The organism is Pigmentiphaga litoralis (assembly GCF_014651835.1).
Taxonomy (GTDB): domain Bacteria; phylum Pseudomonadota; class Gammaproteobacteria; order Burkholderiales; family Burkholderiaceae_B; genus Pigmentiphaga; species Pigmentiphaga litoralis.
Genome location: NZ_BMXQ01000001.1, coordinates 2,465,557 through 2,489,663, shown reverse-complemented (window position 1 = coordinate 2,489,663; position 24,107 = coordinate 2,465,557). Strand labels below are relative to the sequence as shown.

Annotated in this window: 24 protein-coding genes and 1 pseudogene; 10 read left to right on the top strand and 15 right to left on the bottom strand. The window is 65.2% G+C overall.

Going from position 1 to position 24,107, the window contains the following annotated elements; genetic code table 11:
- Positions 1 to 182 precede the first annotated feature (182 nt).
- From minE to IE116_RS11220, 7 genes are all read right to left on the bottom strand, one after another.
- Positions 183 to 440 (bottom strand): cell division topological specificity factor MinE, encoded by a 258-nt coding sequence (gene minE / locus IE116_RS11250; RefSeq protein WP_179585033.1) that lies wholly within the window; start codon positions 438 to 440, stop codon positions 183 to 185.
- Positions 441 to 1,256, bottom strand: a complete 816-nt coding sequence (minD, locus tag IE116_RS11245; protein ID WP_179585036.1) for a septum site-determining protein MinD — start codon at positions 1,254 to 1,256, stop codon at positions 441 to 443.
- 19 nt (positions 1,257 to 1,275) lie between these two features.
- The gene (minC, locus tag IE116_RS11240) at positions 1,276 to 2,145 is read right to left on the bottom strand and encodes a septum site-determining protein MinC (protein ID WP_189612461.1); all 870 of its coding nucleotides are present in this window, start codon (positions 2,143 to 2,145) and stop codon (positions 1,276 to 1,278) included.
- An 86-nt stretch (positions 2,146 to 2,231) separates the two neighbouring features.
- Positions 2,232 to 2,648: a universal stress protein gene (locus tag IE116_RS11235; protein WP_189612459.1), complete on the bottom strand. Its 417-nt coding sequence runs from the start codon at positions 2,646 to 2,648 to the stop codon at positions 2,232 to 2,234.
- Between the two features lie 128 nt (positions 2,649 to 2,776).
- Positions 2,777 to 4,543 carry a glutamine--tRNA ligase/YqeY domain fusion protein gene (locus tag IE116_RS11230; protein WP_189612457.1) on the bottom strand — a complete coding sequence of 589 codons (1,767 nt, stop codon included), beginning with the start codon at positions 4,541 to 4,543 and terminating at the stop codon, positions 2,777 to 2,779.
- 169 nt (positions 4,544 to 4,712) lie between these two features.
- Entirely contained in the window at positions 4,713 to 6,218 is a 1,506-nt protein-coding gene (locus IE116_RS11225) for an ATP-binding protein (protein WP_189612455.1), read from the bottom strand.
- The gene (locus IE116_RS11220) at positions 6,215 to 6,970 is read right to left on the bottom strand and encodes a response regulator (protein WP_189612454.1); all 756 of its coding nucleotides are present in this window, start codon (positions 6,968 to 6,970) and stop codon (positions 6,215 to 6,217) included. The genes IE116_RS11225 and IE116_RS11220 overlap by 4 nt, the downstream gene beginning before the upstream one ends.
- Before the next feature lie 161 nt (positions 6,971 to 7,131).
- On the opposite strand from IE116_RS11220, the gene IE116_RS11215 reads away from it, so the two are divergent.
- From IE116_RS11215 to recQ, 5 genes are all read left to right on the top strand, one after another.
- Positions 7,132 to 7,851 carry a Spy/CpxP family protein refolding chaperone gene (locus IE116_RS11215; protein ID WP_189612451.1) on the top strand — a complete coding sequence of 240 codons (720 nt, stop codon included), beginning with the start codon at positions 7,132 to 7,134 and terminating at the stop codon, positions 7,849 to 7,851.
- Between the two features lie 330 nt (positions 7,852 to 8,181).
- Positions 8,182 to 8,457 carry a hypothetical protein gene (locus tag IE116_RS11210; RefSeq protein ID WP_189612450.1) on the top strand — a complete coding sequence of 92 codons (276 nt, stop codon included), beginning with the start codon at positions 8,182 to 8,184 and terminating at the stop codon, positions 8,455 to 8,457.
- Positions 8,450 to 8,770: a hypothetical protein gene (locus tag IE116_RS11205; protein WP_189612448.1), complete on the top strand. Its 321-nt coding sequence runs from the start codon at positions 8,450 to 8,452 to the stop codon at positions 8,768 to 8,770. The genes IE116_RS11210 and IE116_RS11205 overlap by 8 nt, the downstream gene beginning before the upstream one ends.
- A 422-nt stretch (positions 8,771 to 9,192) precedes the next feature.
- The gene (metC, locus tag IE116_RS11200) at positions 9,193 to 10,395 is read left to right on the top strand and encodes a cystathionine beta-lyase (RefSeq protein WP_189612445.1); all 1,203 of its coding nucleotides are present in this window, start codon (positions 9,193 to 9,195) and stop codon (positions 10,393 to 10,395) included.
- Positions 10,388 to 12,241: a DNA helicase RecQ gene (recQ, locus tag IE116_RS11195; RefSeq protein WP_189612443.1), complete on the top strand. Its 1,854-nt coding sequence runs from the start codon at positions 10,388 to 10,390 to the stop codon at positions 12,239 to 12,241. Before metC ends, recQ begins: the two co-directional genes overlap by 8 nt.
- A 119-nt stretch (positions 12,242 to 12,360) precedes the next feature.
- Here the strand turns inward: recQ and IE116_RS11190 are convergent.
- Positions 12,361 to 13,356, bottom strand: a pseudogene (locus tag IE116_RS11190) (LysR family transcriptional regulator); the annotation flags it as partial.
- Positions 13,357 to 13,523: 167 nt separating this feature from the next.
- Between IE116_RS11190 and IE116_RS11185 the strand changes: the two are divergent.
- The 5 genes from IE116_RS11185 to IE116_RS11165 are packed head-to-tail and all read left to right on the top strand — an operon-like array spanning position 13,524 to position 18,123.
- Positions 13,524 to 14,699 carry an ABC transporter substrate-binding protein gene (locus tag IE116_RS11185; RefSeq protein WP_189612439.1) on the top strand — a complete coding sequence of 392 codons (1,176 nt, stop codon included), beginning with the start codon at positions 13,524 to 13,526 and terminating at the stop codon, positions 14,697 to 14,699.
- 2 nt (positions 14,700 to 14,701) lie between these two features.
- A complete protein-coding gene (locus tag IE116_RS11180) occupies positions 14,702 to 15,568 on the top strand; it encodes a branched-chain amino acid ABC transporter permease (RefSeq protein WP_189612437.1) in 867 nt (288 codons plus the stop codon).
- Complete coding sequence (locus tag IE116_RS11175) at positions 15,565 to 16,680, top strand: branched-chain amino acid ABC transporter permease (RefSeq protein ID WP_189612435.1); 1,116 nt, start codon at positions 15,565 to 15,567, stop codon at positions 16,678 to 16,680. The genes IE116_RS11180 and IE116_RS11175 overlap by 4 nt, the downstream gene beginning before the upstream one ends.
- Entirely contained in the window at positions 16,677 to 17,429 is a 753-nt protein-coding gene (locus IE116_RS11170; protein WP_189612433.1) for an ABC transporter ATP-binding protein, read from the top strand. Before IE116_RS11175 ends, IE116_RS11170 begins: the two co-directional genes overlap by 4 nt.
- A complete protein-coding gene (locus IE116_RS11165) occupies positions 17,422 to 18,123 on the top strand; it encodes an ABC transporter ATP-binding protein (protein ID WP_189612431.1) in 702 nt (233 codons plus the stop codon). The genes IE116_RS11170 and IE116_RS11165 overlap by 8 nt, the downstream gene beginning before the upstream one ends.
- A 117-nt stretch (positions 18,124 to 18,240) precedes the next feature.
- On the opposite strand, the gene trmB is transcribed toward IE116_RS11165, so the two are convergent.
- The 7 genes from trmB to IE116_RS11130 all read right to left on the bottom strand — a co-directional run bounded on the left by trmB (position 18,241) and on the right by IE116_RS11130 (position 24,107).
- Positions 18,241 to 19,032 (bottom strand): tRNA (guanosine(46)-N7)-methyltransferase TrmB, encoded by a 792-nt coding sequence (gene trmB / locus IE116_RS11160; RefSeq protein ID WP_189612429.1) that lies wholly within the window; start codon positions 19,030 to 19,032, stop codon positions 18,241 to 18,243.
- Between the two features lies 1 nt (position 19,033).
- Entirely contained in the window at positions 19,034 to 19,234 is a 201-nt protein-coding gene (thiS, locus tag IE116_RS11155) for a sulfur carrier protein ThiS (RefSeq protein ID WP_189612428.1), read from the bottom strand.
- Positions 19,235 to 19,375: 141 nt separating this feature from the next.
- Complete coding sequence (locus IE116_RS11150; RefSeq protein WP_189612427.1) at positions 19,376 to 20,770, bottom strand: FAD-binding oxidoreductase; 1,395 nt, start codon at positions 20,768 to 20,770, stop codon at positions 19,376 to 19,378.
- A gap of 54 nt (positions 20,771 to 20,824) precedes the next feature.
- Positions 20,825 to 22,213, bottom strand: coding sequence for an FAD-binding oxidoreductase (locus IE116_RS11145; protein WP_189612426.1), 1,389 nt, complete (start codon positions 22,211 to 22,213; stop codon positions 20,825 to 20,827).
- Between the two features lie 128 nt (positions 22,214 to 22,341).
- A complete protein-coding gene (locus tag IE116_RS11140; protein ID WP_189612425.1) occupies positions 22,342 to 23,235 on the bottom strand; it encodes a LysR family transcriptional regulator in 894 nt (297 codons plus the stop codon).
- A gap of 70 nt (positions 23,236 to 23,305) precedes the next feature.
- The gene (locus tag IE116_RS11135; RefSeq protein WP_189612424.1) at positions 23,306 to 23,524 is read right to left on the bottom strand and encodes an amidohydrolase family protein; all 219 of its coding nucleotides are present in this window, start codon (positions 23,522 to 23,524) and stop codon (positions 23,306 to 23,308) included.
- 7 nt (positions 23,525 to 23,531) lie between these two features.
- Entirely contained in the window at positions 23,532 to 24,107 is a 576-nt protein-coding gene (locus tag IE116_RS11130; protein ID WP_189612423.1) for a cupin domain-containing protein, read from the bottom strand.

Here is a 24,107-nt window from a genome sequence, read left to right as displayed (position 1 = left end):
CAAGTTGGCGGGCGCGCGCAGGCCTGCCTTGGCAAGGCGGGGTTCAGGGCAGTCGGGGGGAGTGAAACAGCAGGGTGGAGGGGGTGCGGACGGCGGGGCAGACGACGGCGTGGTGCTGCCGGGCCGGCCGCGCAACGCTCATTGCAAGCGTCGCGCGGGGGGTGGGCTGGCCCGGCGGGGCCTTACTTCGACGGCATCTCGATCTTGACTTCGAGCACCTCGAGCGTGTCCTGCCGCTCGAGATTGACTCGGATGTCGTCGGGGTTGATGTTGACGTACTTGGAGATGACCGCGATCAGCTCCTTTTGCAGCTGCGGCAGGTAGTCGGCCGATGCGCCGCGGTCCGAGCGCTCATGCGCAAGAATGATCTGCAGCCGTTCCTTGGCGACGCCCGCCGACTGCTTTTTTTCCCCCAGGAAAAACGACAGGAAGGATTTCATTTATTTTCCCCCGAACAGGCGTTTGAAGAGGCCGGGCTTTTCGTAATCGACGAAACGCAGCGGCTTGTCTTCGCCCAGGTAGCGCGCGACCACGTCGGAATACGCTTCCGACACTTCCGTCCCTTTCAGGTGGATGGCGGGCAGGCCCTGGTTCGACGCGTGCAGCACGTTTTCGGATTCGGGAATCACGCCGATCAGCTTGATGCGCAGGATGTCTTCGACGTCCTTGAGCGACAGCATTTCGCCATCGAACACGCGCTTGGCGTTGTAGCGGGTCAGTAGCAGGAACTCCTTGACCGGCGTATCGCCCTTGATGGCGCGCTGCGACTTGGCGGCCAGGATGCCCAGGATGCGGTCCGAGTCACGCACGGACGATACTTCCGGGTTGGTCACCACCAGGGCGTCATCGGCGAAATAGGCGGCCATCAGCGCACCGGCCTCGATACCCGCGGGCGAGTCGCAGACGATGTATTCGAAGTCCATTTCGCGCAGGCCGTCGATGACCTTTTGCACGCCTTCCTGCGTCAGCGCGTCTTTGTCGCGGGTCTGCGATGCCGGAAGGATGTACAGGTTCTCGAGCTGCTTGTCGCGAATCAGTGCCTGGTTCAGGGTCGCTTCGCCCTGGACCACGTTGATCAGGTCGTACACCACACGGCGCTCGCAGCCCATGATGAGGTCGAGATTGCGCAGGCCCACGTCGAAGTCGATCACGGCGGTCTTGTGACCGCGCAGGGCCAGACCGGAAGAGAAACTGGCGCTGGTCGTTGTTTTACCGACGCCGCCTTTGCCTGAAGTCACGACGACAATACGTGCCATGGAGAGTGGGTCCTTTGAATTAGATGTCTAGCGGGTCGACCAGCAGCTTGTCGCCGGTCAGACGTACCGTAGCAGGTTTGTTTTCGATGTCGGGGGACAGCGCGGCAGTCATGCTGCGGTATACCCCGGCGACGGCGATCAGCTCGGCGTCGAACTGGGTCGTGAAGATGCGTGCGTCCGTGTTGCCGCGCGCGCCGGCCATTGCCTTGCCACGGAGCGGACCATACACATGAATGTTGCCATCCGCAATCACTTCGGCGCCGTGGCTCACGACGCCCAGCACGATCAGGTCGGCGTGGCGGGCATAGACTTTCTGGCCCGAACGAAGCGGTTTGTCGATGATGAGCGTGGCCACGGCCATGCCTGCCGAGGCGGGCGGTTCGCTGACGGCAACACCGGTATCGGCAACCACATCGACCGCCTTGCGAGCGGTCGGCGCGGGAAGGGTGTCGGCCCTGGCAGCGGCATCGGGCGCATCGGCGTTCGCGGCATCGCCATTGGCGGCATCGGTCCTGGCGCCACCGATCTTGGTGGCGCTGGACGGCGCTGCGGCGCCGGCTTCGCTGGACAGCTTGGCCGCCAGCGGCGGCAGGGACACCTGCGCCAGTCCGGCAGCGCGCGCGCTGTCAGCCAGGGCGTCCGGCACCATTACGCCGATCGGGGGCAGGCGATGCCGGCGCAGCGCGGCCAGCAAGGGGTCCCAGTCGACCGGATCGGTCAGGCGGGACGCGTCGATCACGACGGGTTCGTCGTCGAAGAACCCGGCGGCGTCGGCCATGCGTTGATCGAGGGCTGCGAGTATCGCGGCGGTGTCGGCGGTGTAGAGCACCACGCGAACGGCATAGAGCGTCGTGCTCTTGAAATCGAGGACGGGACTGGAAGCTTCCATGGGGGGCGCCGGTAGGGCGCGAGCGCGCAAAGACTCGATTCTACCGGGACGCCGTCCAGTTGGGGTGAGAGGTTGTGACGCGCGGTCTATTTGACCAGCAGAACCGGGGTGCGGCCTTCGGCAAGGACCTTGGTCGACACCGAGCCCGTCACAGCCTGGGTCAGCGTGCCGCGGGCATGGCTGCCCATGACGATGAGGTCGGACTGGTCACCGTAGCGAATGATCTGTTCGACGGCATCGCCTTCGGCCACCTGCAGGGTCGCCTGGAAACCCGCCTGGTTGAGATCCGCAACGATCCGTTCCGGCCCGAAATCCATGTCGTCTTCGCGCAGGACCTTGCGGGCCTGTTCGGCCACGGTCAATTCATTGGTGGCGGGCAGATCGTAGGTGACGTGCAGGCACAGTACCTGGGGGGTGCCGGCCAGCGCGGGGCGCAGGCGCTTCAGGTAGTCGACCGCATCGGCCGTGTGCTGGCTCGCGTCGATTGGCAATAGCAGCTTCATGATGGTGCTCCCTGACGTACGGCTCTTGTGAGCCTGTGTGATTGTGAACGGGGGCCGGCCGCATTCCGGACACCCCGTCACCACATGGTACGGACCTGAGTGGCCCGACAGGAAGCGAAGCTGTTTCCTTATTTAACCCAGGAGTCCTTCAGGGTTGCCGTGCGGTTGAAGATCGGCGCGTCAGGCGTCGAGGTCTCTCGGTCTGCGACGAAATAGCCGTAGCGTTCAAACTGATACGCTTTCCCGGGGGTGGCGTCGGTGCCGGGCTCCACGAAGCCGCGAATCACTTCGACCGAATTCGGATTCAGGCAGGCAATGAAGTCCTTGCCGCCCGCATCGGGATGCGGATCGGTGAACAGCCGGTCGTACAAGCGGATGTCGGCCGACACGGCGGCGGTGATGCTGAGCCAGGTGATGGTGCCCTTGACCTTGACGCTGTCGGCGCCCGGCGTGCCACTGCGGGTGTCGGGCAGGTATTCGGCCTGGACTTCGATCACGTTGCCATCGGCGTCCTTGGTGCAGCCGGTGCACTTGACGACATAGCCGTACTTCAGGCGCACCATATTGCCCGGGAACAGGCGGAAAAAGCCCTTGGGCGGCGTCTCGACGAAGTCGTCGGCCTCGATCCACAGCTCGCGCGAGAACGGGAATTCGCGGCGGCCGGCGTCGGGGTCGTGCGGGTTGCGCGGCGCCGAGCAGACTTCGGTCTGACCTTCCGGGTAATTGGTGATCACCAGCTTGACCGGACGCAGCACCGCCACCGCGCGATCCGTTTTCGGATCGAGGTCTTCGCGCAGCGCCTGATCGAGCAGGCTGTAGTCGATCCACGAATCCGACTTCGATGCGCCCGTGCGTTCGCACAGCAGCTGGATCGACTCGGGCGTGAAGCCGCGGCGGCGCAGGCCGACGATGGTCGGAAGGCGCGGGTCATCCCAGCCATCGACATGGCCGTCGGCCACCAGCTGGCGCAGCTTGCGTTTGCTGGTCACGATGTAGGTCAGCTTCAGGCGCGCGAATTCGTGCTGGCGCGGCAAGGGGCGCAGCAGCAGGCCCAGCCTGGCCAGGTTGTCGAGCAGCCAGTCGTAGAACGGACGCTGGTCTTCGAATTCCAGGGTACAGATGCTGTGCGTGATGCCTTCCAGCGCGTCTTCGATGGGATGCGCGAAGGTATACATCGGGTAGATGCACCACTTGTCGCCCGTGCGATGGTGCGTGGCATGCCGGATCCGGTACAGCACCGGGTCGCGCATGTTCATGTTCGGTGACGCCATGTCGATCTTGGCGCGCAGGGCCATCGACCCGTCGGGGTGTTTGCCTTCGCGCATTTCACGCAGCAGGGTGCGGGATTCTTCGGCCGGGCGGGCGCGCCAGATCGAGTCCACGCCGGGCTCGGTCAGGGTGCCGCGCGACGCGCGCATTTCATCGGGGCTTTGCTGGTCCACATAGGCCAGGCCGTCATCGATCAGGGCTTCGGCGGCCTGGTACATGACGTCGAAATAGTCGCTGGCATGGTAGTAGTGCTCGGTGCCGAAACCGTTCCAGTCATAGCCCAGCCACTTGACCGCATCGACGATGCCGTCGACATAGCGCTGCTCTTCCTTTTCCGGATTCGTATCGTCCAGCCGCATGTGGCAGACGCCGTCGTAGTCACGCGCCAGGCCGAAGTTCAGCGCGATGCTCTTGGCATGGCCAATGTGCAGGTAGCCGTTGGGCTCGGGGGGGAACCGCGTGCGGATGCGCGCCGGGTCGGCCGGCGCACCTTCTTGCACGGCGGCCGGGCCGGGGTGGCCAGCCCACCGCTTGTCCGCATAGCGACCGGCAGCCAGGTCGGCCTCGATGATATTGCGCAGGAAATTCGTGGCGGGAGCCGGAGTGGGTTTGGCAGATGCAGTCATTGTCACTTTTGTATGGACGAGCTTGTCCCTCGGCTAATTTTGCCATGAATACGGGGGCTAACCCTTGGGTGCATGCCCGGGCGTGGCAAAAATGACGGCGCGGCGGCAAGGCGGTGCGCCACGAGCCGCCGGGCGGCTCTTCTACAGATGAGCATCTGCCAGCGGCCGGTCAGGCAATCAGCGGCAGTTCCACGTCGACCTGCAGGCCGCCGCCTTCGGCCTGCGCCAGGGCAATCCGGCCGCCGTGGGCGCGCGCAATGGCGTCCACCAGCGCCAGCCCCAGGCCGACGTTGCCGGTACGGCTGCGGGCGGGATCGAGCCGGGCGAAGGGCTGCAGCGCTTCCTGGCGCCGGTCGGGCGAAATGCCCGGGCCGTGGTCCCGCACCTGGATGACCGCCGACGTATCGCGCTGCGTCAGCGTGATCTCCACCGGCGGCGCGCCATGCTGCAGCGCGTTCTGGATCAGGTTGTCCACCATGCGGGCCAGCGCGACCGCGTCGCCATTGACGCGCAGTTCCTGGGTCGGGACGGCGGCCAGTTCGACCGCCATGCCCGTGCCTTTCCAGGCGTGCATGCGTTCGCTCAGCCAGTCGCCCAGGTCCATGGGATCGAAGTGATAGGCCGCCGGATCGGTGCCCCGCACGTAGCCGATGAACTGATCCACGATGTGCTGCATGTCCTGCGCGTCCTTGCGCAGGCCTTCTTTCAGCGTGGGGTCATCGGCCATCTCGGTCCGCAGGCGCATCCGCGAGAGCGGGCCTTTCAGGTCGTGCGGCAGCCCGGCCAGCAACGTGCGGCGCACGGCATCCGATGCGTCCAGCGCATCCAGCATGGCGTTGAAACGTTCGCCCAGCACCCGCGTTTCGTGCGGTCCCGAGGGCTCGACCCGCTGCGGCTTGCCGGCCGCAAGCTGGTCGGCGGCCATTGCCAGCGACGTCATGGGCCGCGTGATGTGCCACGAAAAACCGGCGGCGATCAGCAGGATCACCCCCAGGCCGCCCAGCCAGATCACCAGCAGGGGCGTCGTCACCCCCGGGCTGATGCGCTCGAGCGAGATCACCAGCCATGCGCGCTGCGCAAACCCGTCTTCCTGGCCAAGCGTCGAGCTCAGCGAGATGTACAGCGCCGGTTCGGGGCCGCGCGACAGCGCCACGCGCGTGCCTTCGCCCAGTTGCTGATTGAGCCGGCGGATCAGGCCGCGCATGCCGCTGCGGGGATCGTCTTCGGCCCACCGGGGGGCTTCCCGTGGCGGGAGCCGGCCATCGGGCGGGGCGCGAAATTCAAAAGGGCGAAAGTCGGGCGGCATGCGGCCGGTAGGCGGGAATCCGGGCGGCCCGCCTTCGCGCGGCGGACGGCGCGGTCCGGCGTCGGCACGCCGTTCGGCCTCCGTGCGCCGCGCGCGCGCGGGCAGGGCGCGCGACTCGAAACGCCATTCGCCATGCGAAGCCTCGGACACGAAATCGGCGCGGTTCTCTTCCGGGATCTGCGCAATGGCCGCGCGCAGGGTGCGGATCGTCGTCGCCATCAGGTCGGGCGCGACGTTGTCGAGATAGTTGCGGCGATAGTGTTCAATGGCCGCGAATGTGGCGGCCTGCGCCACCAGTACCGCGCCCAGGATCAACAGAATCAACCGGGCGCGCAGCGAGCGGGGCAGGAAGCGCGCGTAGGGCGTCACGGAAGCGCCGGCGACAGCGGCGCGGCGCCTTCGCCGTCGGATGCGCCCAGCGGCAGGAATCGGTAGCCGATGCCCCACACGGTCTGGATCCACCGCGGCTGCTTCGGATCGTCTTCGATGGCCCGGCGCAGACGAAGAATCGCGATGTCGATGGCGCGGTCGTTGCGATCGCCGGCTTCGTCATCCCGGGCAAGGGCGAGCAGGCGTTCGCGTGACAGCGGCCGCCCTGCGTTGCGCAGCAATGCCTCCAGCAGATTGAATTCACCGCCGGTCAGCCGCACCGGTTCGCTGCCCTTGTGGAGCGTGCGCGCCTGCGTGTCGAATACGAAGGGCCCGAAAGTGATCGGGCCATCTTTCAACAGCGCCGACGGCCCGCGCTTGCGGCGTAACACCGCTTCGATACGCGCCAGCAGTTCGCGCGGATCGAAGGGCTTGCCGACGTAGTCGTCGGCGCCCGACTCGAGCCCGATGATGCGGTCCACGGTTTCATCGCGCGCGGTCAACAGGATGATGGGAAGGTCTTCCCCCCGATCCCGCAGACGGCGGCAGGCGTCCGCGCCGTCGCCCCCCGGCAGCATGCGATCGAGCACCAGCAAGGCGGGCGCATACCGCGTGATGCGCGCTTCCAGGTCGGTGGCGTCCGGAGCGAGCAAGGTGTCGTAGCCCTGCTTGTTCAGGTAGTCGGCCAGCAACTGGCGCAGGGCCGGATCGTCATCGACGACCAGCAACTTCGGTTTCGCGGTTTTTTCCATAGGGCGGATAGTCGCGTGGCGCCCCGCAGGGCGCAAGTTGCTGAAATCGGTTGAAACAGCTGCCGTGTTTTTCGGAACAGGTCCGTAACCGGTCCGCCGCAAGAATGCACTCACTGCCACAGACATGTTGGCATTCATCCGAAACATCAGGAGTACACAGCATGACCAAGCATACCCTTCGTATCCTCGCCGCTGCCATGACCCTCGCGACTGGCGCGAGCGGTATTGCCTACGCTGCCCCCGCCGCCGAACCGATCGTGATCGCCCAGGCCGCACCTGCCACCACTACGGCGCCGGCCGCAACCCCCGAGCGCAATGCCCCGACGACGGGCGGCCAACGGACCGACGGCCCGCGTGCCGACGGACAACGCGGTGACGGCCCCCGCCACGGCGGTCCGCGCGGCGACCACCGCAAGGGTGGCCATCATGGCCACCACGGTGGTCCGTCGATGATGATGATGCTGGGCCAATTGAAGTCCAAGCTGAATCTGACCGACACCCAGCAGACCCGCTGGAACGCCGCCGAATCGCAGCAACGCGCTCTTGGTGAAGAGATGCGCGCCCGCCGCGATGCGCATCGCAAGCAGATGCAGGAGCAACTGGCCAAGACTGGCCCGGCCGACTTCCGTGCGATGACTGCCCAGCGCGAAGCCGAACACGCCGCGATCAAGCCCAAGCTCGACGCTGCGCGTGACGCCTGGCTGGTGGTGTACGACTCGCTCGACACCAAGCAGAAGCAGATCGTGACGGATGCGTTCAAGCAGCGCATGCAGCGCATGGGTGACCGCAAGCACCGTGGTGGTGAGCAGCGCGCCCCTGGCATGCGCGGCGACCGCCAGGCGCCTGCGGCGGCAGCACCGGCGGCGCCGGTGCTGCCTTGATAAGCCCCCCCTAGGCGCTTTGCGCCTCCCCCAGGGGCGGCACTGGCGGACTGGCGGAGCCAGATCCGCTGTGCCCTGGGGGGTAGCCCCCCTTGGCGCTGCGCGCCTTCCCCAGGGACGGCACTGGCGGACTGGCGGAGCCAGATCCGCTGTGCCCTGGAGGGCGCAGTCGCCTCGGGTTGAGTTGATCGGTCGCTTTTCGTTTTTTCTCCGCCCCGCGCCGGGTTGCCGCCGTGGGGCGGTTTTTGTTGTGCGTGGCTCGCGACGGCGCGCCACTTCTAAATTTTGGTAAAATCGTGCCTTAGTATTTATGTGATTTAGGAAAATCGTATGCCAACTATTCTAGCGCCGCCCACCGTCAAGCTGGTGGGAGCCAATGGGCAAATTTCGCTGGGCAAGCAGTACGCTGGCCGGCAAGTGCTCATCGAAGAACAGGAGGCCGGTGTTTGGCTGGTGCGTACAGCCACCGTCATTCCGGATAACGAACGCTGGTTGCATACGGCCGAAGCGGCTGCAGGTCTTGACGAAGCGGTGGAATGGGCACGCACGCATCCCGCGTCCGACGCGAAGTCGAACGCGCTGCTGAAGAAGTTGCGTGATGCCTGACGACCATGCAGTCGTTCGACTGGACTTGAACAATCCCGTTTTCCAACGCGACTTGCTGACGCTGCAGAAAACCGAGCGTCACGCTGCATTGGATGCCCTGGCCAAGCTACGGCAATTGACGTGGCAGCAGGTGTACCGGGACAAGGGGCTGCACTGGGAAAGAATCGTCAGCGTCAAGCCACCCCCAGGTATCACTGCCATATACAGCTTGCGCCTGACGCAGTCGAGGCGCGCGGTGGCCTATCGAGATGGGGAATTCATTCGCCTGCTTTCCATACCTCCCGACCACGATGCCACGTACGGCAAGAAGTAGGAAGGCGGGGCGATAGCTTTGGACAAGATGACCGCGGCTCAGCCGCCTACACCCTGTATCACCCGCCGCCCCCTTGCGGGTTTACAGTGAATGCTCGACGACGACATCCCCGGGGGGAGACCCATGACACGCACATCGCAATGGTTGGCCGTAGTCCTCATGACCGCTGGCGCCCTGGCCGGTTGCGGCCGCAAGGTCCCGGATCGCACGCCGCCGACCCCGACAATGGCCCCCAAGCCGTCGCCGGCGCCATCCTCCACCCCCGCGACCAAGATGCCCTCATCGCCCGCAGCATCCCCCTCCAGCACCGCTCCGGGCGGCTGAGCCATTTGCATCCATCCGCAATGATCCTCACGGCCAAAACGCCGCCGGGGGAGGCGCGCAGGGGCCAGGGGGGACCCCTCGCCGGCTTATAATGATTTATGCACAAACGCGATACTTTGCTGGCGCACGCCGGCCGGTCCCCCGACGACCACGACGGTATGGTGAACACTCCGGTGTTTCGTACCTCCACTGTGGTGTTCCCCAGCCTGGACGCCTACGAAACGCCCAAGGATCCCTACGGCAAGTCGGTGCGTTACGGCCGTCATGGCACGCCCACCACTTACGCATTCGAAGAAGCCGTCGCCAGGATGGAAGGCGGGTTCCAGGCGGTCGCCACACCGAACGGGTTCTCGGCGGTGGTCGTGGCGTTGATGACCTTCGCGCGGCCGGGCACGCACCTGCTGATGGTGGACTCGGTCTACGGACCGACGCGCACCTTCTGCACGCGGCAACTGGAAAAGCTGGGGGTCGACGTCGAGTATTACGATCCGCTGATCGGCGCCGGGATCGCCGGGCTGCTGCGCGACAACACCTGCGCGGTGTTCTGCGAATCGCCGGGGTCGCTCACGTTCGAAGTGCAGGACATTCCCGCGATCGCGGCGGCGGCGCACGCGCGTGACATCCCGGTGCTGGCGGACCAGACCTGGCCCACGCCGTATTTCCAGTCGCCGTTCGAAATCGGTATCGACGTGTCCATCCAGGCGGCCACCAAGTACATCGGCGGTCACTCCGACATCATGATGGGCGTCGTCACCACGACCGAACGCTACTGGAAGCCGGTGCGTCAGACGGTGGCCGATTTTGGGTATAGCGTCAGTCCCGACGATTGTTATCTGGCGCTGCGCGGCCTGCGGACCATGGGGGTGCGGCTCAAGCAGCAAGAGATCAACGCCCTGCGCGTGGCGCAATGGCTCGAGAGCCGGCCGGAAGTCAGCCGCGTGCTGTTTCCTGCGCTGCCCAGCCATCCGGGGCATGCGATCTGGAAGCGGGATTTCCGCGGCGCCGCGGCCCTGTTTTCGGTGGTGCTCACGCCGCCGGTGGACGATGCCGCACTGACCGCCTTCGTCGACGCGCTGACGTTGTTCGGCATCGGCTCGAGCTGGGGCGGTTTCGAAAGTCTGATCACGGTCGTGCACGCGGCGTCGATCCGCACGGCAACGAACTGGCATCCGGAGGGTCCGGCAGTGCGTCTGCACATCGGGCTGGAAGATCCGGATGACCTGATTGCCGACCTGGCGCAGGCCATGGTCCACCTGCCCAATCACCCTGCCGACTCGAACGGAGCTGCCACGCATGTTTGATGACGATTACGCGCTGGAAGACCAGGGCCTGGAAGAGCAGGCGCTGGAAGTGCTTCAGCGGGTGTTCGGATACGACGCGTTTCGTCATCCGCAGCAGGAAATCGTCAATCACGTGGTCGCCGGCAATGATGCCCTGGTGTTGATGCCCACGGGCGCCGGCAAGTCGCTGTGCTATCAAGTGCCGGCACTGGTTCGTGCGGGCACCGGCGTGGTCGTGTCGCCGCTGATCGCGTTGATGCAGGACCAGGTCGATGCGCTGACCGAACTGGGCGTGCGCGCGGCCTTTCTCAATTCGACCCAGGATTTCGCGCGGGTGCGCGAGGTCGAACAGGCTTTCCTGTCGGGCGAACTGGACCTGCTGTACGTGGCGCCCGAACGCTTGCTGACCGACCGTTGCCTGTCCTTGCTCGACCGCGGCCGCATCGCCTTGTTTGCCATCGACGAAGCGCATTGCGTGTCGCAGTGGGGACATGATTTCCGGCCGGAATACCTGGGCCTGTCGACCCTGCACGAGCGCTGGCCCGACGTGCCGCGTATTGCGCTGACCGCGACCGCGACCGACGCAACGCGTGTCGAAATCGCGCAGCGCCTGGGGCTGGATAATGCCCGCGCCTTTGTGTCGAGCTTCGACCGGCCCAACATCCGCTATCGCATCGTCGAAAAGAACGATCCGCGCCGGCAACTGCTTGAATTCCTGACGACCGAACATCCTGGCGACGCCGGCATCGTGTATTGCCTGTCGCGCGCCAAGGTCGAAGAGACGGCCGAGTTCCTGTCGGCGCAGGGCATCCGTGCCCTGCCGTATCACGCCGGGCTCGACCAGGCGATCCGCGCCGCCAACCAGTCGACCTTTCTGCGTGAAGACGGCGTGGTCATGGTGGCCACGATCGCGTTCGGCATGGGCATCGATAAGCCTGATGTGCGCTTTGTTGCCCATCTGGACTTGCCCAAGTCCGTGGAAGGGTACTACCAGGAAACCGGCCGAGCGGGTCGTGACGGCATGCCCGCGCAAGCGTGGATGGCCTATGGCTTGCAGGACGTCATGCAGCAACGCCGCATGATCGACGAGTCCACCGGCGACGACGCGTACAAGCGGCGGCTGGGCGCCATGCTCGACGCCATGCTGGGCCTGTGCGAGACGGTCGAATGCCGGCGTGTCCGGCTGCTGGCCTACTTCGGTCAGAAGGCCACCGCCTGCGGCAACTGCGATACCTGCCTGGAACCGCCGCAGACCTGGGACGGCACGCAGGCCGCGCAAAAGATCCTGTCGGCCGTGTACCGGCTGTGGAAAGAGCGGGGCCAGCGGTATGGCTCCGGTCACGTCATCGACATTCTGCGTGGCAAGAAAACCGATCGTGTCACGCAGTATCAGCACGACGAATTGAGCGTGTTCGGTGTGGGCGCCGACCTGTCCGAAAAGGATTGGCGCAACGTGCTGCGGCAGTTGATCACGCAAGGTTTGCTGGCCGTGGACCACGAGTCTTACGGCACGCTCGCATTGACCGAAGACAGCCGCGCCGTGCTCAAGGGCGAACGCACGCTGATGCTGCGGCGCGAGTTGGCCAAGCCCGGCAAGACGCGCGAAAGCAGCGGCAGCAAGGCCAAGGTCGCGGTCAATCTTCCGCCCGAAGCCGAAGCGCTGTTCACGGCATTGCGGGCATGGCGGGGCGAAGTGGCGCGCAATCATGGCGTCCCGGCGTACGTCATCTTCCATGACGCAACGCTGCGCGAAATCGCACTGGCGCGCCCGTCGACCATCGATGAGCTGGGCGGCGTGAGCGGTGTGGGAGCTCGTAAGCTCGAAGCCTACGGCGAGGAAATCCTGGAGCGCGTCTCGAAGTTCTGACGCGTCGGCGCGTCGGCCGCCTTGCGCGGCGCCGCTCCAGTGCCAGACACCCCGTTGCGAGACACCCGGTCGCGAGCCACCCCGTTCTTCGCACTGCCGCCAGCCGCCCGGCCATTCGCTTTCGCCGCCGGCTTGGCCGTCTCCACCCACTCGTCTTCCTGATCATTGAACAGCTCGGACACCAGCGAGCGCAGCCATCGGCATTTAGGATCGTTGTTGAAACGTTTGTGCCAGTGCTGCCGCAGATCGAACCGCGGCAGGGCCAGTTCCGGGCGCATCAATTTCAGGTTCTCGAAGCTGCGTGTATAGCCCAGTGCGAGCGCATGCGGCACGGTCGCGATCAGGTCGGACCGCGCAACGATAAACGGCAGGCTCATGAAGTGCGGCGTGTGCAGCGCAATGCGCCGCTCGATCGACTTGCGCGACAGGAAGCGCTCGAACAATTCCTGCGTGCGCGATTCGGCCTGCACGACCGCATGCTCGCAGGCCAGGAATTGCGCCATTGTCAGGGTCTCGCCCGCAATCGGATGATCGGCGCGCGCGATGCACAGAAAGTAGTGGGTGAACAGCCGCTGCTGCAGCAGCAGGCGGCCCTTCAGGTCCGGGAAGTAGCCCACCGCCAGATCGATCGCCCCGTTCTCCAATCCCGTTTCGGTATCCCGCGGCGACGCCGCGACCGACCGCAGTGACGCCATTGGCGCGCGCTGGCGGATCTGCTCGAGCAGGCGCGGCACGAACACCATCTCGCCCACGTCGCTCAGGGTAATCGTGAAGGTGCCGCGAAAGGACGATGCATCAAAGATCGCGTCGTGCCGCAAACCTTGCTCGGCAAGGATGACCAGCGCCTGCGCTCGCGCGCCCAGTTGCCGGCCCAGCGGCGTGGCGTCCATGCCGTGCGCGGTCCGCACGAACAGGGGGTCATTGAACTGTCGCCGCAGCTTGGCCAACGCCATGCTCACGGCCGGTTGACTCATGCCCAACAGGTGCGCGGCACGGCTGACGTTGCCCGTGTCATGGACCGCCGAAAGCACGCGGAACAGGTTGTAGTCGAAGCGTTCCACGGATTTTTTCGCCTGTCTCGTCGTATCACTGGGGCTGATACACCGTATCAGCATTAGTGGATTGAGTTATTGTTTACGCCCCTCTACTATGCAGCCCATGAGGCATGTCATGGCAGGCTTCGGCCCTGGTGTTTTCCCGGGGACGACGGCGCCGCGGCAGGGCGCCTCTGATAACGATACGATGCTGGCGCCGCTCGCGCGACCAGACAGGAGAGACAGTCATGAAGCTCAGGCACACCCTCGGCGCGCTGGTCACGGCCGCTGCATTTGCGCTTACCGCCACGCCTGCCTTCGCGCAGAACACCGTCAAACTGGGCCTGATCGCCGAGTTCTCCGGACCCTTCGCCGAATACGGCCAGCAGATCCATGGCGGCATGAAGGCCTACATGAAGCAGCATGGCGACACGGTCGCCGGCAAGAAGATCGAGATCATCCAGAAGGACACGACCGGCCCCTCGCCCGACATTGCCAAGCGGCTTGCCGGCGACCTGATCACGCGCGACAAGGTCGACTTCCTGGTTGGCTTCGGCCTGACGCCCAATGCGCTGGCCGTCGCGCCCGTCGCGACGCAGGCCAAGAAGCCCATGATCGTGATGAACGCGGCCACGTCCATCATCACGACCAAGTCGCCGTACATCGCCCGTGTGTCGATGACGCTGCCGCAGGTCACGGAACCGCTCGCGCAGTGGGCGTTCAAGAACGGCATCAAGAAGGTCTATACCGTCATTTCCGATTACGGCCCGGGGCTCGATGCCGAGGCCGCGTTCACCAAGGCCTTCAAGGCAGCCGGTGGCGAGATCGTCGGTGGCGTGCGGGTGCCGCTGCAGAACCCGGAATTCGCGCCCTTCGTGCAACGCGCCAAGGATGCCAAACCGGAAGCCGTGTTCCTGTTCCTCCCCGCGGGCGAGCAGGGCATTGCCTTCATGAAGACCTACAAGGAGCGCGGCTTGGCCGAAGCGGGCATCAAGCTGATCGCAACCGGTGACATCACCGACGATGGCGTGCTCGATGCCATGGGTGACCCGACCCTGGGCCTGACGACGTCCTTCCACTATTCGGCCGCGCATGACTCGGCCGAAAACAAGGCCTTCCTGAAGGCCTACGCCGACGCGAACGGCACGCAAAAGCGCCCGAACTTCATGGCCGCTGCCGGCTATGACGGCATGGCCGCGATCTACGAGTCGCTCAAGAAGACCAAGGGCTCGGTCGATGCCGACGCCATCATGGGCGCGCTCAAAGGCATGAAGATCATGAGCCCGCGCGGCCCGATCACCATCGACGCCGAGACCCGTGACGTGGTGCAGACCATCTACATCCGCAAGGTCGAGCGGGTGAACGGCGGGCTGTACAACGTCGAGTTCGACAAGATCGCCGACGTGAAAGACCCCGGCAAGTAATCATGGCAGCCAACGTCATCGGAATCGTCTTCGACGGGGTGGCGTATGGCTGCCTGTTGTTCCTGATCAGTATCGGCCTGTCGGTGACGATGGGCCTCATGAATTTCATCAACCTGGCCCATGGCGCCTTTGCCATGCTGGGCGGCTATGTCTGTGTGATGGGCATGACGCGGCTGGGCATGCCCTTCCTGGCCGCGCTCGCCGTCTCGCCGTTCATCGGTGCGATCGTGGGCATGCTGCTGGAGCGCACGCTGTATCGCCGGCTGTATGACGCGACGCACCTGGATCAGGTGCTCTTCACCATCGGCCTTGTCTTCATGTCGGTCGCGACCGCGGCCTACTTCTTCGGACCCAGCCAGCAGCCGGTCACGCTGCCGGCCTTCATTACCGGGCAGGTGTCCTTGTTCGGCGTGCAGCTCGGGTCGTACCGGCTGTTCCTGATCGCCGTCGTGCTGGTCATTACCGTGGCGCTGCACCTGCTGCTGGAGCGCACGCGTTTCGGCGCGCAGGTGCGCGCGTCGGTCGACAATCCGGTGGCCTCGAAAGGGCTGGGTATCAATGTGGAACGGGTCTTCAGCGTGACCTTTGCGCTGGGCTCGGCATTGGCGGCACTGGGGGGCGGACTCGCGATCAACATGCTTGGCCTCGACCCGAACTTCCCGCTCAAGTACATGGTGTATTTCCTCCTGGTGGTCGCCGTCGGCGGCGGGGCGAGCATTCGCGGGCCGCTGGTGGCCGCCATCCTGCTGGGGTTGTTCGATGTGGCGGGCAAATACTATGTGCCGGAAGTCGGATCCTTCGTCATCTACTTCATCATGGTCGTGACCCTCGTGGTGTTTCCCAACGGCCTTTTCGGGAAACGGTCATGAACCCGGATATCCGCAAGCCTGTTCCGTCGGCCGATCCCGCGGTCACCCGGGTGGACGCGGCCAATGCCGTCGCCGCGGCGAACCCGGCCAACGCGTCGCCCACCCCACCGCTGGTGTGGGCCGAGGTGCTGTTCTGGCTGCTGCCGGTCGCTGCCTTCTTCCTGTTTCCGGGTTATCGCACACTGGGCGGACAGATTTTGATCGCCGGCCTGTTCGCCCTTTCGCTGGACCTGATCCTTGGCTACGCACGGATCGTCTCGCTGGGCCATGCCGCCTTTTTTGGCCTGGGCGCTTACACGGCCGGCCTGCTTGCCAAGCATGGCTGGGGCGAGCCGATCAGCGGCCTCGTTGCCGCCGCCGCGGTGGCCGCGGTGGCTGGCCTGATCACCAGTGCACTGATCGTTCGCGGCAAGGACCTGACGCGGCTGATCGTCACGCTGGGCATCGGGCTGATGCTGTACGAAGTCGCCAACCGCCTGCATCACGTGACCGGTGGCGTCGACGGCCTGAGCGGGGTCGAGATGAAGCCGTTGCTGGGCCGCTTCGAATTCGGGTTCGACGGCACGACGGCCTATGTCTACATCCTGGTGGTGCTGTTCCTGATGTTCCTGCTGGCGCGGCGCATCGTGCGGTCGCCGTTCGGGCTGAGCCTGAAGGGCATCCGCGAAGGCGAAAAGCGCATGCCCGCAATCGGCGTGTCGGTGGCCGGACGCCTGGCGGCGGTGTACACCGTGTCGGCGGCGCTCGCGGGGGTAGCCGGCGGCCTGCTCGCGCAAACCACGCAGTTCGTCGGCATCGACGTGCTCAGCTTTACCCGCTCGGCTGAAATCCTGATCATGCTGGTCGTTGGCGGTGCAGGCTATTTGTACGGCGGCCTCATCGGCGCGGCAATCTTCATGGTGCTGCAAGACCAGCTGTCCAACCTCAGCGCCGTGTACTGGCAATTCTGGCTCGGCCTGCTGCTGGTGTGCCTGGTGCTGTTTGCACGCGGCGGCGTGATGGGCGCGCTGACGCGTCTGCGCTCGCGCAATGACAGTCGCAACAACCGCGGCAAGGCCACGAACAAGGTTGAGCACAAGGGCAACCGTCCCTCGTCCGGAGGCCGTCCATGACCATCGCCCTGCGAACTGAAGGGCTCGGCAAGGCCTTCGGCGATTTTCGCGCCGTCCATGACATGACGCTGTCGTTCGAGACCGGCGCGCGGCATGCGCTGATCGGCCCGAACGGCGCCGGCAAGACGACGCTGATCAACCTGCTGACCGGGGCCCTGCGCCCCACCGCAGGCAGCATCTTCCTGGAAGGGGAGGCCATCACCGGCCTGCCGCAACATGCGCGCGTCAAGCGCGGCATGACCCGCACGTTCCAGATCAACACCCTGTTCCCGGGATTGAGCGTGCTCGATTCGGTCGTGCTGGCGATTTGCGAGCGCAAGGGCATCGGCCGCACCTGGCACAAGACGGTGGCCAGTCATCATGCCGAGATCGACGAGGCCATGGCCTTGCTGACCTCATTGCGGCTGCAGGACGACGCCCACACGATCACGCGCAACCTGGCCTACGGCCGGCAACGCCTGGTGGAGATCGCGCTGGCGCTGGCCACGCAGCCGCGCATCCTGTTGCTGGATGAGCCCGCCGCGGGCGTGCCGACCGGTGAAAGCACCGAGCTGTTTTCGGTGATCGCCGACCTGCCGCGCAACGTCACCATCCTCTTCATCGAACATGACATGGGGCTGGTGTTCAAGTTTGCCGACCGCATCACGGTGATGGTGGGCGGACAGAAACTCGTGGAAGGCACGCCGGCCGAGATCGCCGCCGATCCCCGCGTCAAAGAGGTCTATCTGGGAGACGAACAGCATGGCTGAGCTGCTGCGGCTGGATCACGTCAGCGCCGGCTATGGCGATGCGGTCGTGCTCGAAGACATATCGCTCTCGATGCAGGAAGGCGACAGCCTGGCCCTGCTCGGCCGCAACGGCATGGGCAAGACCACGCTGCTGGTCACGCTCATGGGCATCACCCGCCTGCATGGCGGCTCGCTGGCCTGGAAGGGCGGCGACCTGGCGGCTGTGCCGACGCATCAGCGCGCAGGCCGTGGCCTGGGATGGGTGCCGCAGGAACGGCATATGTTCCCGTCGCTGACCGTGGAAGAACACCTGACCGCGGTGGCGCGGCCCGGCCCATGGAATGTCGAGAAGGTGTATGGCGCCTTCCCGCGGCTCAAGGAACGCCGCCGCAACATGGGCAATCAGCTGTCGGGCGGTGAACAGCAGATGTTGGCCATTGCGCGGGCGTTGATGGTCAACCCCAGTCTGCTGTTGCTGGATGAGCCCATGGAGGGGCTGGCGCCGATCATCGTGCAGGAGCTGACCGGGGTGATCCGCCGCCTCGTACAGGACTCACAGATGGCTGTCATCGTGGTGGAACAGCATGCCAAGCTGGCGCTGGCCCTGACGCAGCAGGCCATCGTGCTGGAACGCGGGCAGATCGTGCACGCGTCGACCAGCCAGAGCTTGCTGGACGATCCGCAAACCTTGACGCGCCTGCTGACGGTGGCCTGATCACGTTCGCGTCCGGACAGGCCCGGCCCGCACGTGGGTCCCCAAACGAAAGGGGCGCTTTCCTGGCAGAAAGCGCCCCTTTGTAGTGACGCCGGCTCGGGCCGGCGCCAGCACGCGTTACGGCGTCACGGTCGGCAACGCCGGCGTAAACCGCGAGAACTGCGGACGCTCGAAAATCACGTCCCATACGCCGTGGCCCAGGCGCAAGCCGCGGGTCTCGAACTTGGTCTGCGGACGCCAGGCCGGACGCTCGGCGAAACCATCAGCCGTGTTGGCCAGCAGCGGTTCGCGCGACAGCACGTCCAGCATCTGCTCGGCATAGTTTTCCCAGTCGGTCGCGCAGTGCAGGTAACCGCCCGGGGCGATCCGGCTGGCCAGCAGCGACACAAAGGTCGACTGGATCAGCCGGCGCTTGTTGTGGCGCTTCTTGGGCCACGGATCGGGAAAGTACACGTGCACGCCCGCCAGCGAGTTCGGCGCGATCATGTCGCGCACCACCTCGACCGCGTCGTGCTGGATGATGCGCACGTTGGTCAGGTTCGATGCCTCGATACGCTTGAGCATCGCGCCCACGCCCGCGTTGAAGACTTCCACGCCGATGAAGTTCAGTTCGGGCTTGGCCAGCGCGATCGTTTCGGTCGTCTCGCCCATTCCAAAACCGATTTCGAGCACGGTCGGCGCTTCCCGCCCGAAGGTGGCCGCAACGGGCAGATGACGGTCGGTGTACTTGATCGACCATTTGTCGAGCAAGGTATCGAGCGCTTCTTTCTGGCCGAGCGTGATGTGGCCCCGGCGATGCACGAAGCTGCGGATATGCGCCGTCGCTGCGGTCGCCGCATTGGCCGGGCCGGTCGCCAGCGTGGCAAGACCGTCAAAAGGCGCCGGGCGCAAGATATCGGAATTAGTCATGTCAGCCTCCGCCGACCGCGACGACGATCTCAAGGTGATCACCGTCGGCGAGCATTATTTGTTGATGCACACTGCGCGGCACGATCTCGCCATTGCGCTCGACGGCTACGCGTTTACCCGCATAGCCCAGCGTTTGGATCAGATCCGCGACAGAGGTGGGGACCTCGATCGTGCGCGATTCCCCGTTCATTACGATTTTCATGCGCCGGATTTTAGTCCGAGACAGGGCATCGGCGGTAATCGGGGTCAAACAGACCGTAACCGAATGCGTGCGATCGACGATAGGGGAGCTTACCCGGGGCGTGTGGCCAGGAAAACCGGGTATTCGGCGGACATTGTAGGCTTAACCAGCCTTGCGAAAGCTCCACCCTTGGGTGGGGAGGGATGACCGGCTGTCGGACGCAGGAATGTCATCGAAATCCAGCTTGCCCGGATTGAGCAGCTTGTACGGGTCCATGCTGCGCTTGAAGACGGCGTCGCGGTCGTCGAACTGCTTGATGCCGACCTCGCGCACCCCCGTGGTGTGGGAGTTCGCCACCTTCACGCCAAAGCCCTGCAGCCTCGCCACGATCGCCGCCATCTGCGCTTCGTCTTCGTACACGATGCCGGGCGAGCCCATGGTCACGACCTCGCCCTGGCTCAGGAACACTTCCATGCGCAGCGGCGCGGCGCCGCCCCAGGCCGCGTGCACCCGCTCGATGGTGGGCAGCAGGTCGTTGGCCGGAAACATGCCCTGCAGACCGGTATAGGTCGGCAGCCCTTTCTGGATTTGCCGCAGGCCATGGCCGTAGGCAAATTCATACAGCGGTGCGCCATAGAAGCCCTGGCCTTCCAGGCTTTCATGCACGATCCTGCCGCCAAAGTCGTCCACCAGCCCCTTGAAGGCGTCCAAAGTTGGCGCCGCGACCATGCAGTTCACCATCGTGTGGCCGTCGGGCACGACATCGCCCAGCGCCGTCATCAGTCGCGCCACGGGCCATTCCTGCAGCGAGATCAGCTTTTTGGTGATCGCGGGTTCCGAGGCCAGCTGCACCCCGAAGCGCGAGGCCGGCAAAAATTCCGGAAACGCCACGATCACTTCCTTCCACGTCCAGGCAGGCGTGGTCGGCATGTCGACTTCGGTAATGATGGCGTTCGTGCCGTAGGCGTGATGCACCAGTTCGACATCGCGGCCACGCAGCTCGACAAAGCGTGGTTCGGCCTCGACGCTGACGACTTCCATGGCCGTGATGTTGCCGCGGTCACGCAGCATGCCCCACTGGCAGCTGCCCATGCCGCCGCTGCCGCCGGCCACGAAGCCGGCAATGCTCGACACGGAACGTGTGGACGGGTGCAGGCGCAGCTCCCAGCCTTTTTCGCGCGCGGCCACGTCGATGTCCGCCATGCAGGTGCCCGACAGCGCCCGCACATTGCCTTCGGTGATCGACACGATGCCGCTCAGGCCGGTCATGTCCAGCAGGATGCCGCCCTGCAGCGGCACGCTCTGGCCATAGTTGGCCGTGCCGCCGCCGCGCGCTGTCAACGGAATGCGGTGCCTGACCGCTGCCTTGATGATCGTCAGCACGTCGTCCTTGCTGCGCGGCGATGCCACCACGTCGGCCACCCGGCCGGCCAGCGACTGGCGCAGCAGGGGGCTGACCGCGAACTGGTCGCGGCTTTTCTTGCGGATGGTCATCGCGTCGGTGGCATGGGGCACGTCGCCCAGGTCGGCGCAGAATTCGGCTATCGGGTACGTCACGGCATTCCTTGGAAATCAATAGACAGGTCGTTGGCGCGGCACGGGGCCGCCGCCCTACACGGCCTTGCGATACATCCAGCTGTCGGTCGGCAGGGTGGCCGAAAAGGCCTCGTCCTTGCCGTCCGCATCGAAACGGCCCGGGTTCAAGAGCCCATGCGGGTCCATGTCCCGCTTGAACGCGATGTCGCGCTCACTCACTTCCTTTTTCCCGACCGACCGCACCGACGACGTGTGCGGATTGGCCACGCTCACGCCCTCGGCCTGCATGATCTCGACCAGCCGCGCCATCTGCGCTTCGCTCTCGAAAACCACATAAGGGGATCCGCTGCCCACCAGCGCGCCACCCCAGCGCCGCAGTTCCATCCGCATCGGCCCCATCCCGTCCACCTTGTCGTGCACGCGTCGCACCAGGCCGACCAGATCGTCGGCCTTGAAAAAGCCTTCGACCGACGTGCGGCGGGGATCCGTCTTCTGCACCTGCCTGAGCGCGTGGCCATAGGCGAATTCATACATCGGGACCGGGTAGGGCCCTTGCTTTTCGCGGCAGACCGAGGCCAGGTTTCCGCCATGTTCAGCCACCAGCTCTTCGAAATCCTGCCGGCACAACGACGAGACCATGCAGGAAATCATGGAATGCCCGTCGGGCACCAGGTCGCCGAGCACGCCCACCAGGCGCGGCGTCGGCCATTCCTGCACCGACAGCAGCTTCTTGACGATGCCGTCCTCATTGCCGAGCGCCACGCCGAACTTGACCGTGTCGATGTAGTCCGGGAAGGTCACGATGGCTTCCAGCCAGTCCCAGGCCGGGGCCAGCGGCATTTCCACCTCGCTGATGATGCAGTTCGCGCCATAGGCGTGGTGCACCATGCGGGCATCGCGGCCGCGCAGTTCGATCACGCGCGGCGTCTCTTCCATGGAGATGACCTCGACCGCCGTGATGTTGCCGCGGTCGCGCAGCACGCCCCACGACGCACTGCCGATCCCGCCCGTGCCGCCCGCCAGAAAGCCGCCGATGGTGGCCGTTGTCTTGGTGGTCGGAAACATGCGCAGTTCCCAGCCGATCTGTTTGGCCGCCGTATCCATGTCATCGACGATGGTGCCGGCCATCGCCCGGATCTCGCCGGGCCGCGTCCACAGCACACCGGCCACGCCGCTCATGTCCAGCAAAATGCCGCCGTGCAGCGGCACGCTCTGGCCGTAGTTGGCCGTGCCGCCCCCGCGCGTGGTGATCGGGATGCGCAACCTTGCCGCCGCCGCCACCACCCGGATCAGTTCGGCCTTGCTCGCCGGGCTCACCACCACGTCCGCGCGCTTGCCTTCCAGCATGGTCTTGAGCATGGGGCTGACCGCGTACCGGTCGCGGCTCTTGGCGCGCAGGCTGATGGGGTCCGTGGTCGAAGCGATCGGGCCAAGCGCGGCCACGAAGTCGGAGATGGGGTACATGGGGGCCTCGTTTACCCGAAGCGGGCAACTCGTCCCATTAAAGGGGAAAAGGCCGGACGGGGTTAGTCAAGGATTTGCCATAGAGTCTATAACTGGGCCGCAAGAATCGCCCTCCTGGCAAGGCCGCGTCACCCCGCCCAGTCGACAATGTAGCGCTTCAGAAAATCGGTGAATGTCGCCATGTCGTCGCGCTGGCGGCCCGCGCTGTTCCAGATCTGCCAGATCTCGAGTGGAACGATCGGGTCGATCAGGTCATGCACCTCGATCTTGCGGCGTCTGAACGCCGGCAAGGTCAACGACGGCACAATGGCCACGCCCGCGCCGGTCTCGGCCATCGCCACCTGGGTTTCGATGTGGTTGAACACCAGGTCGGCGTGTCCCCGTTCGATGCGGCTCAACTGTTCGTTCACCCGCTGCTGTATCGGGTTTTCGTCGGGCAACAGGATCAGGGTTTCATGGGCCAGGTCTGCCCAGGTGATGGCCCTGCGCCGTTTGGCCGGACTGCCGGCGCGCACCGCAGAAAAAGATCCTTGCACCAGTGGCGCGCCCTGGACGCCGCACCCGGGCCTCAAAAAGATCCCGACCGCCATGTCCAGCTTTCCGGATTCGACCAGCGGACAGATGTTGGCCCGATCGCTGTCCACCAGCCGCGCCTGGACGCCGAGAGACGAAGCGTTGAATTCCGCGATCGCAGCCGGCATGACGTAGGTCGACATGAACTGCGTCGCGCCGATGGTCAGGCAGCGCTCCTGCGTCGACGCCGACCGGGCGATACGATGCACGGCCGATTCCAGATCCGACAGGGTGCGTTCGACGACGGGGTGGAACTCCGCTCCAAATTCCGTCAGCGACACGTGCCGGGTCGTCCGGTCGAACAGGCGAAAACCGATCTGCGTTTCCAGATCGCGAATGAGCACGCTCAAACCTGACTGGGTGACACCCAACAGGTCGGCCGCCCGCGAAAAGTTGCGCTGCTGGGCAACCAGAAGGAAGGCGCGAAGCTGCCGGGAATTGAGCTGCATGGCATGGGGAGCAAGCCGCGCGCCGGGAACCGGGGCGGCGCGGCAGATGCGCAGGTGTGGCGATGGGCCACTATAGCGCCAGCAGCCTGCCCGCATTGCCCTGCGTGATCGCGTCCAGATCCTTCTGCCCATATCCGTAATTGACCAGCCCGTTGACGGTGTCAAGGCTGGTGCGATACGGAAAGTCGGTGCCAAAGACAACCTGTGCCGGATCGACCAGCTTCATCAACGAGGCCAGCGCATACGAGGCTGTTGCAGCATTCCGCCGTGGCGGCGGGAAACGCTGCACGCGCAGTTCATGGCAGTACTCCGGAAAGGTCGGGGTCGAATGCGCCATCGATTAGGATGAACGCAATGCTTGCCCGCTCCGTGGAACGGTTGCTCCACGCGTGATTGGTGCCACGCTGGACGACGACATCACCTGCCGTCAGCCGGACGTCTTCGTCGTCCAGGACCAGGTGCAACTCGCCGCTGAGGACAATGGCGTAGTCGACAGACTGGGTGCGATGCATCAAGGGGTGACGCCCGCCCGCGCCGTAGGTCGACGCCTGCGAATTGCCCATCGCTGAAAAGATCTTGCGGGACGTGTCCGGATCGATGCTGCGCAAGGCCTCGCTGTCGGGCTCGAAATGCGCGACTCGAACAATGGTGCCTTGCGGGTCGGGCATGATCCGATGCGAGCCTGCCGTCGGGTCCGGCTCCAGCGAAAGGCGGATGCGGGCCGGCGATTCGGTCGTGCGCCACACCTCCGTCGATTGCCAGCCGGGGCGCAGCGGATTGGTGCGCACTGCGCTGGCCGGGCCGTCCGACACGACGATGGCTTTGCCCTGTGCATCGTGGCCGGTGATCACGCGTCGTACGGGTAAGGTCAT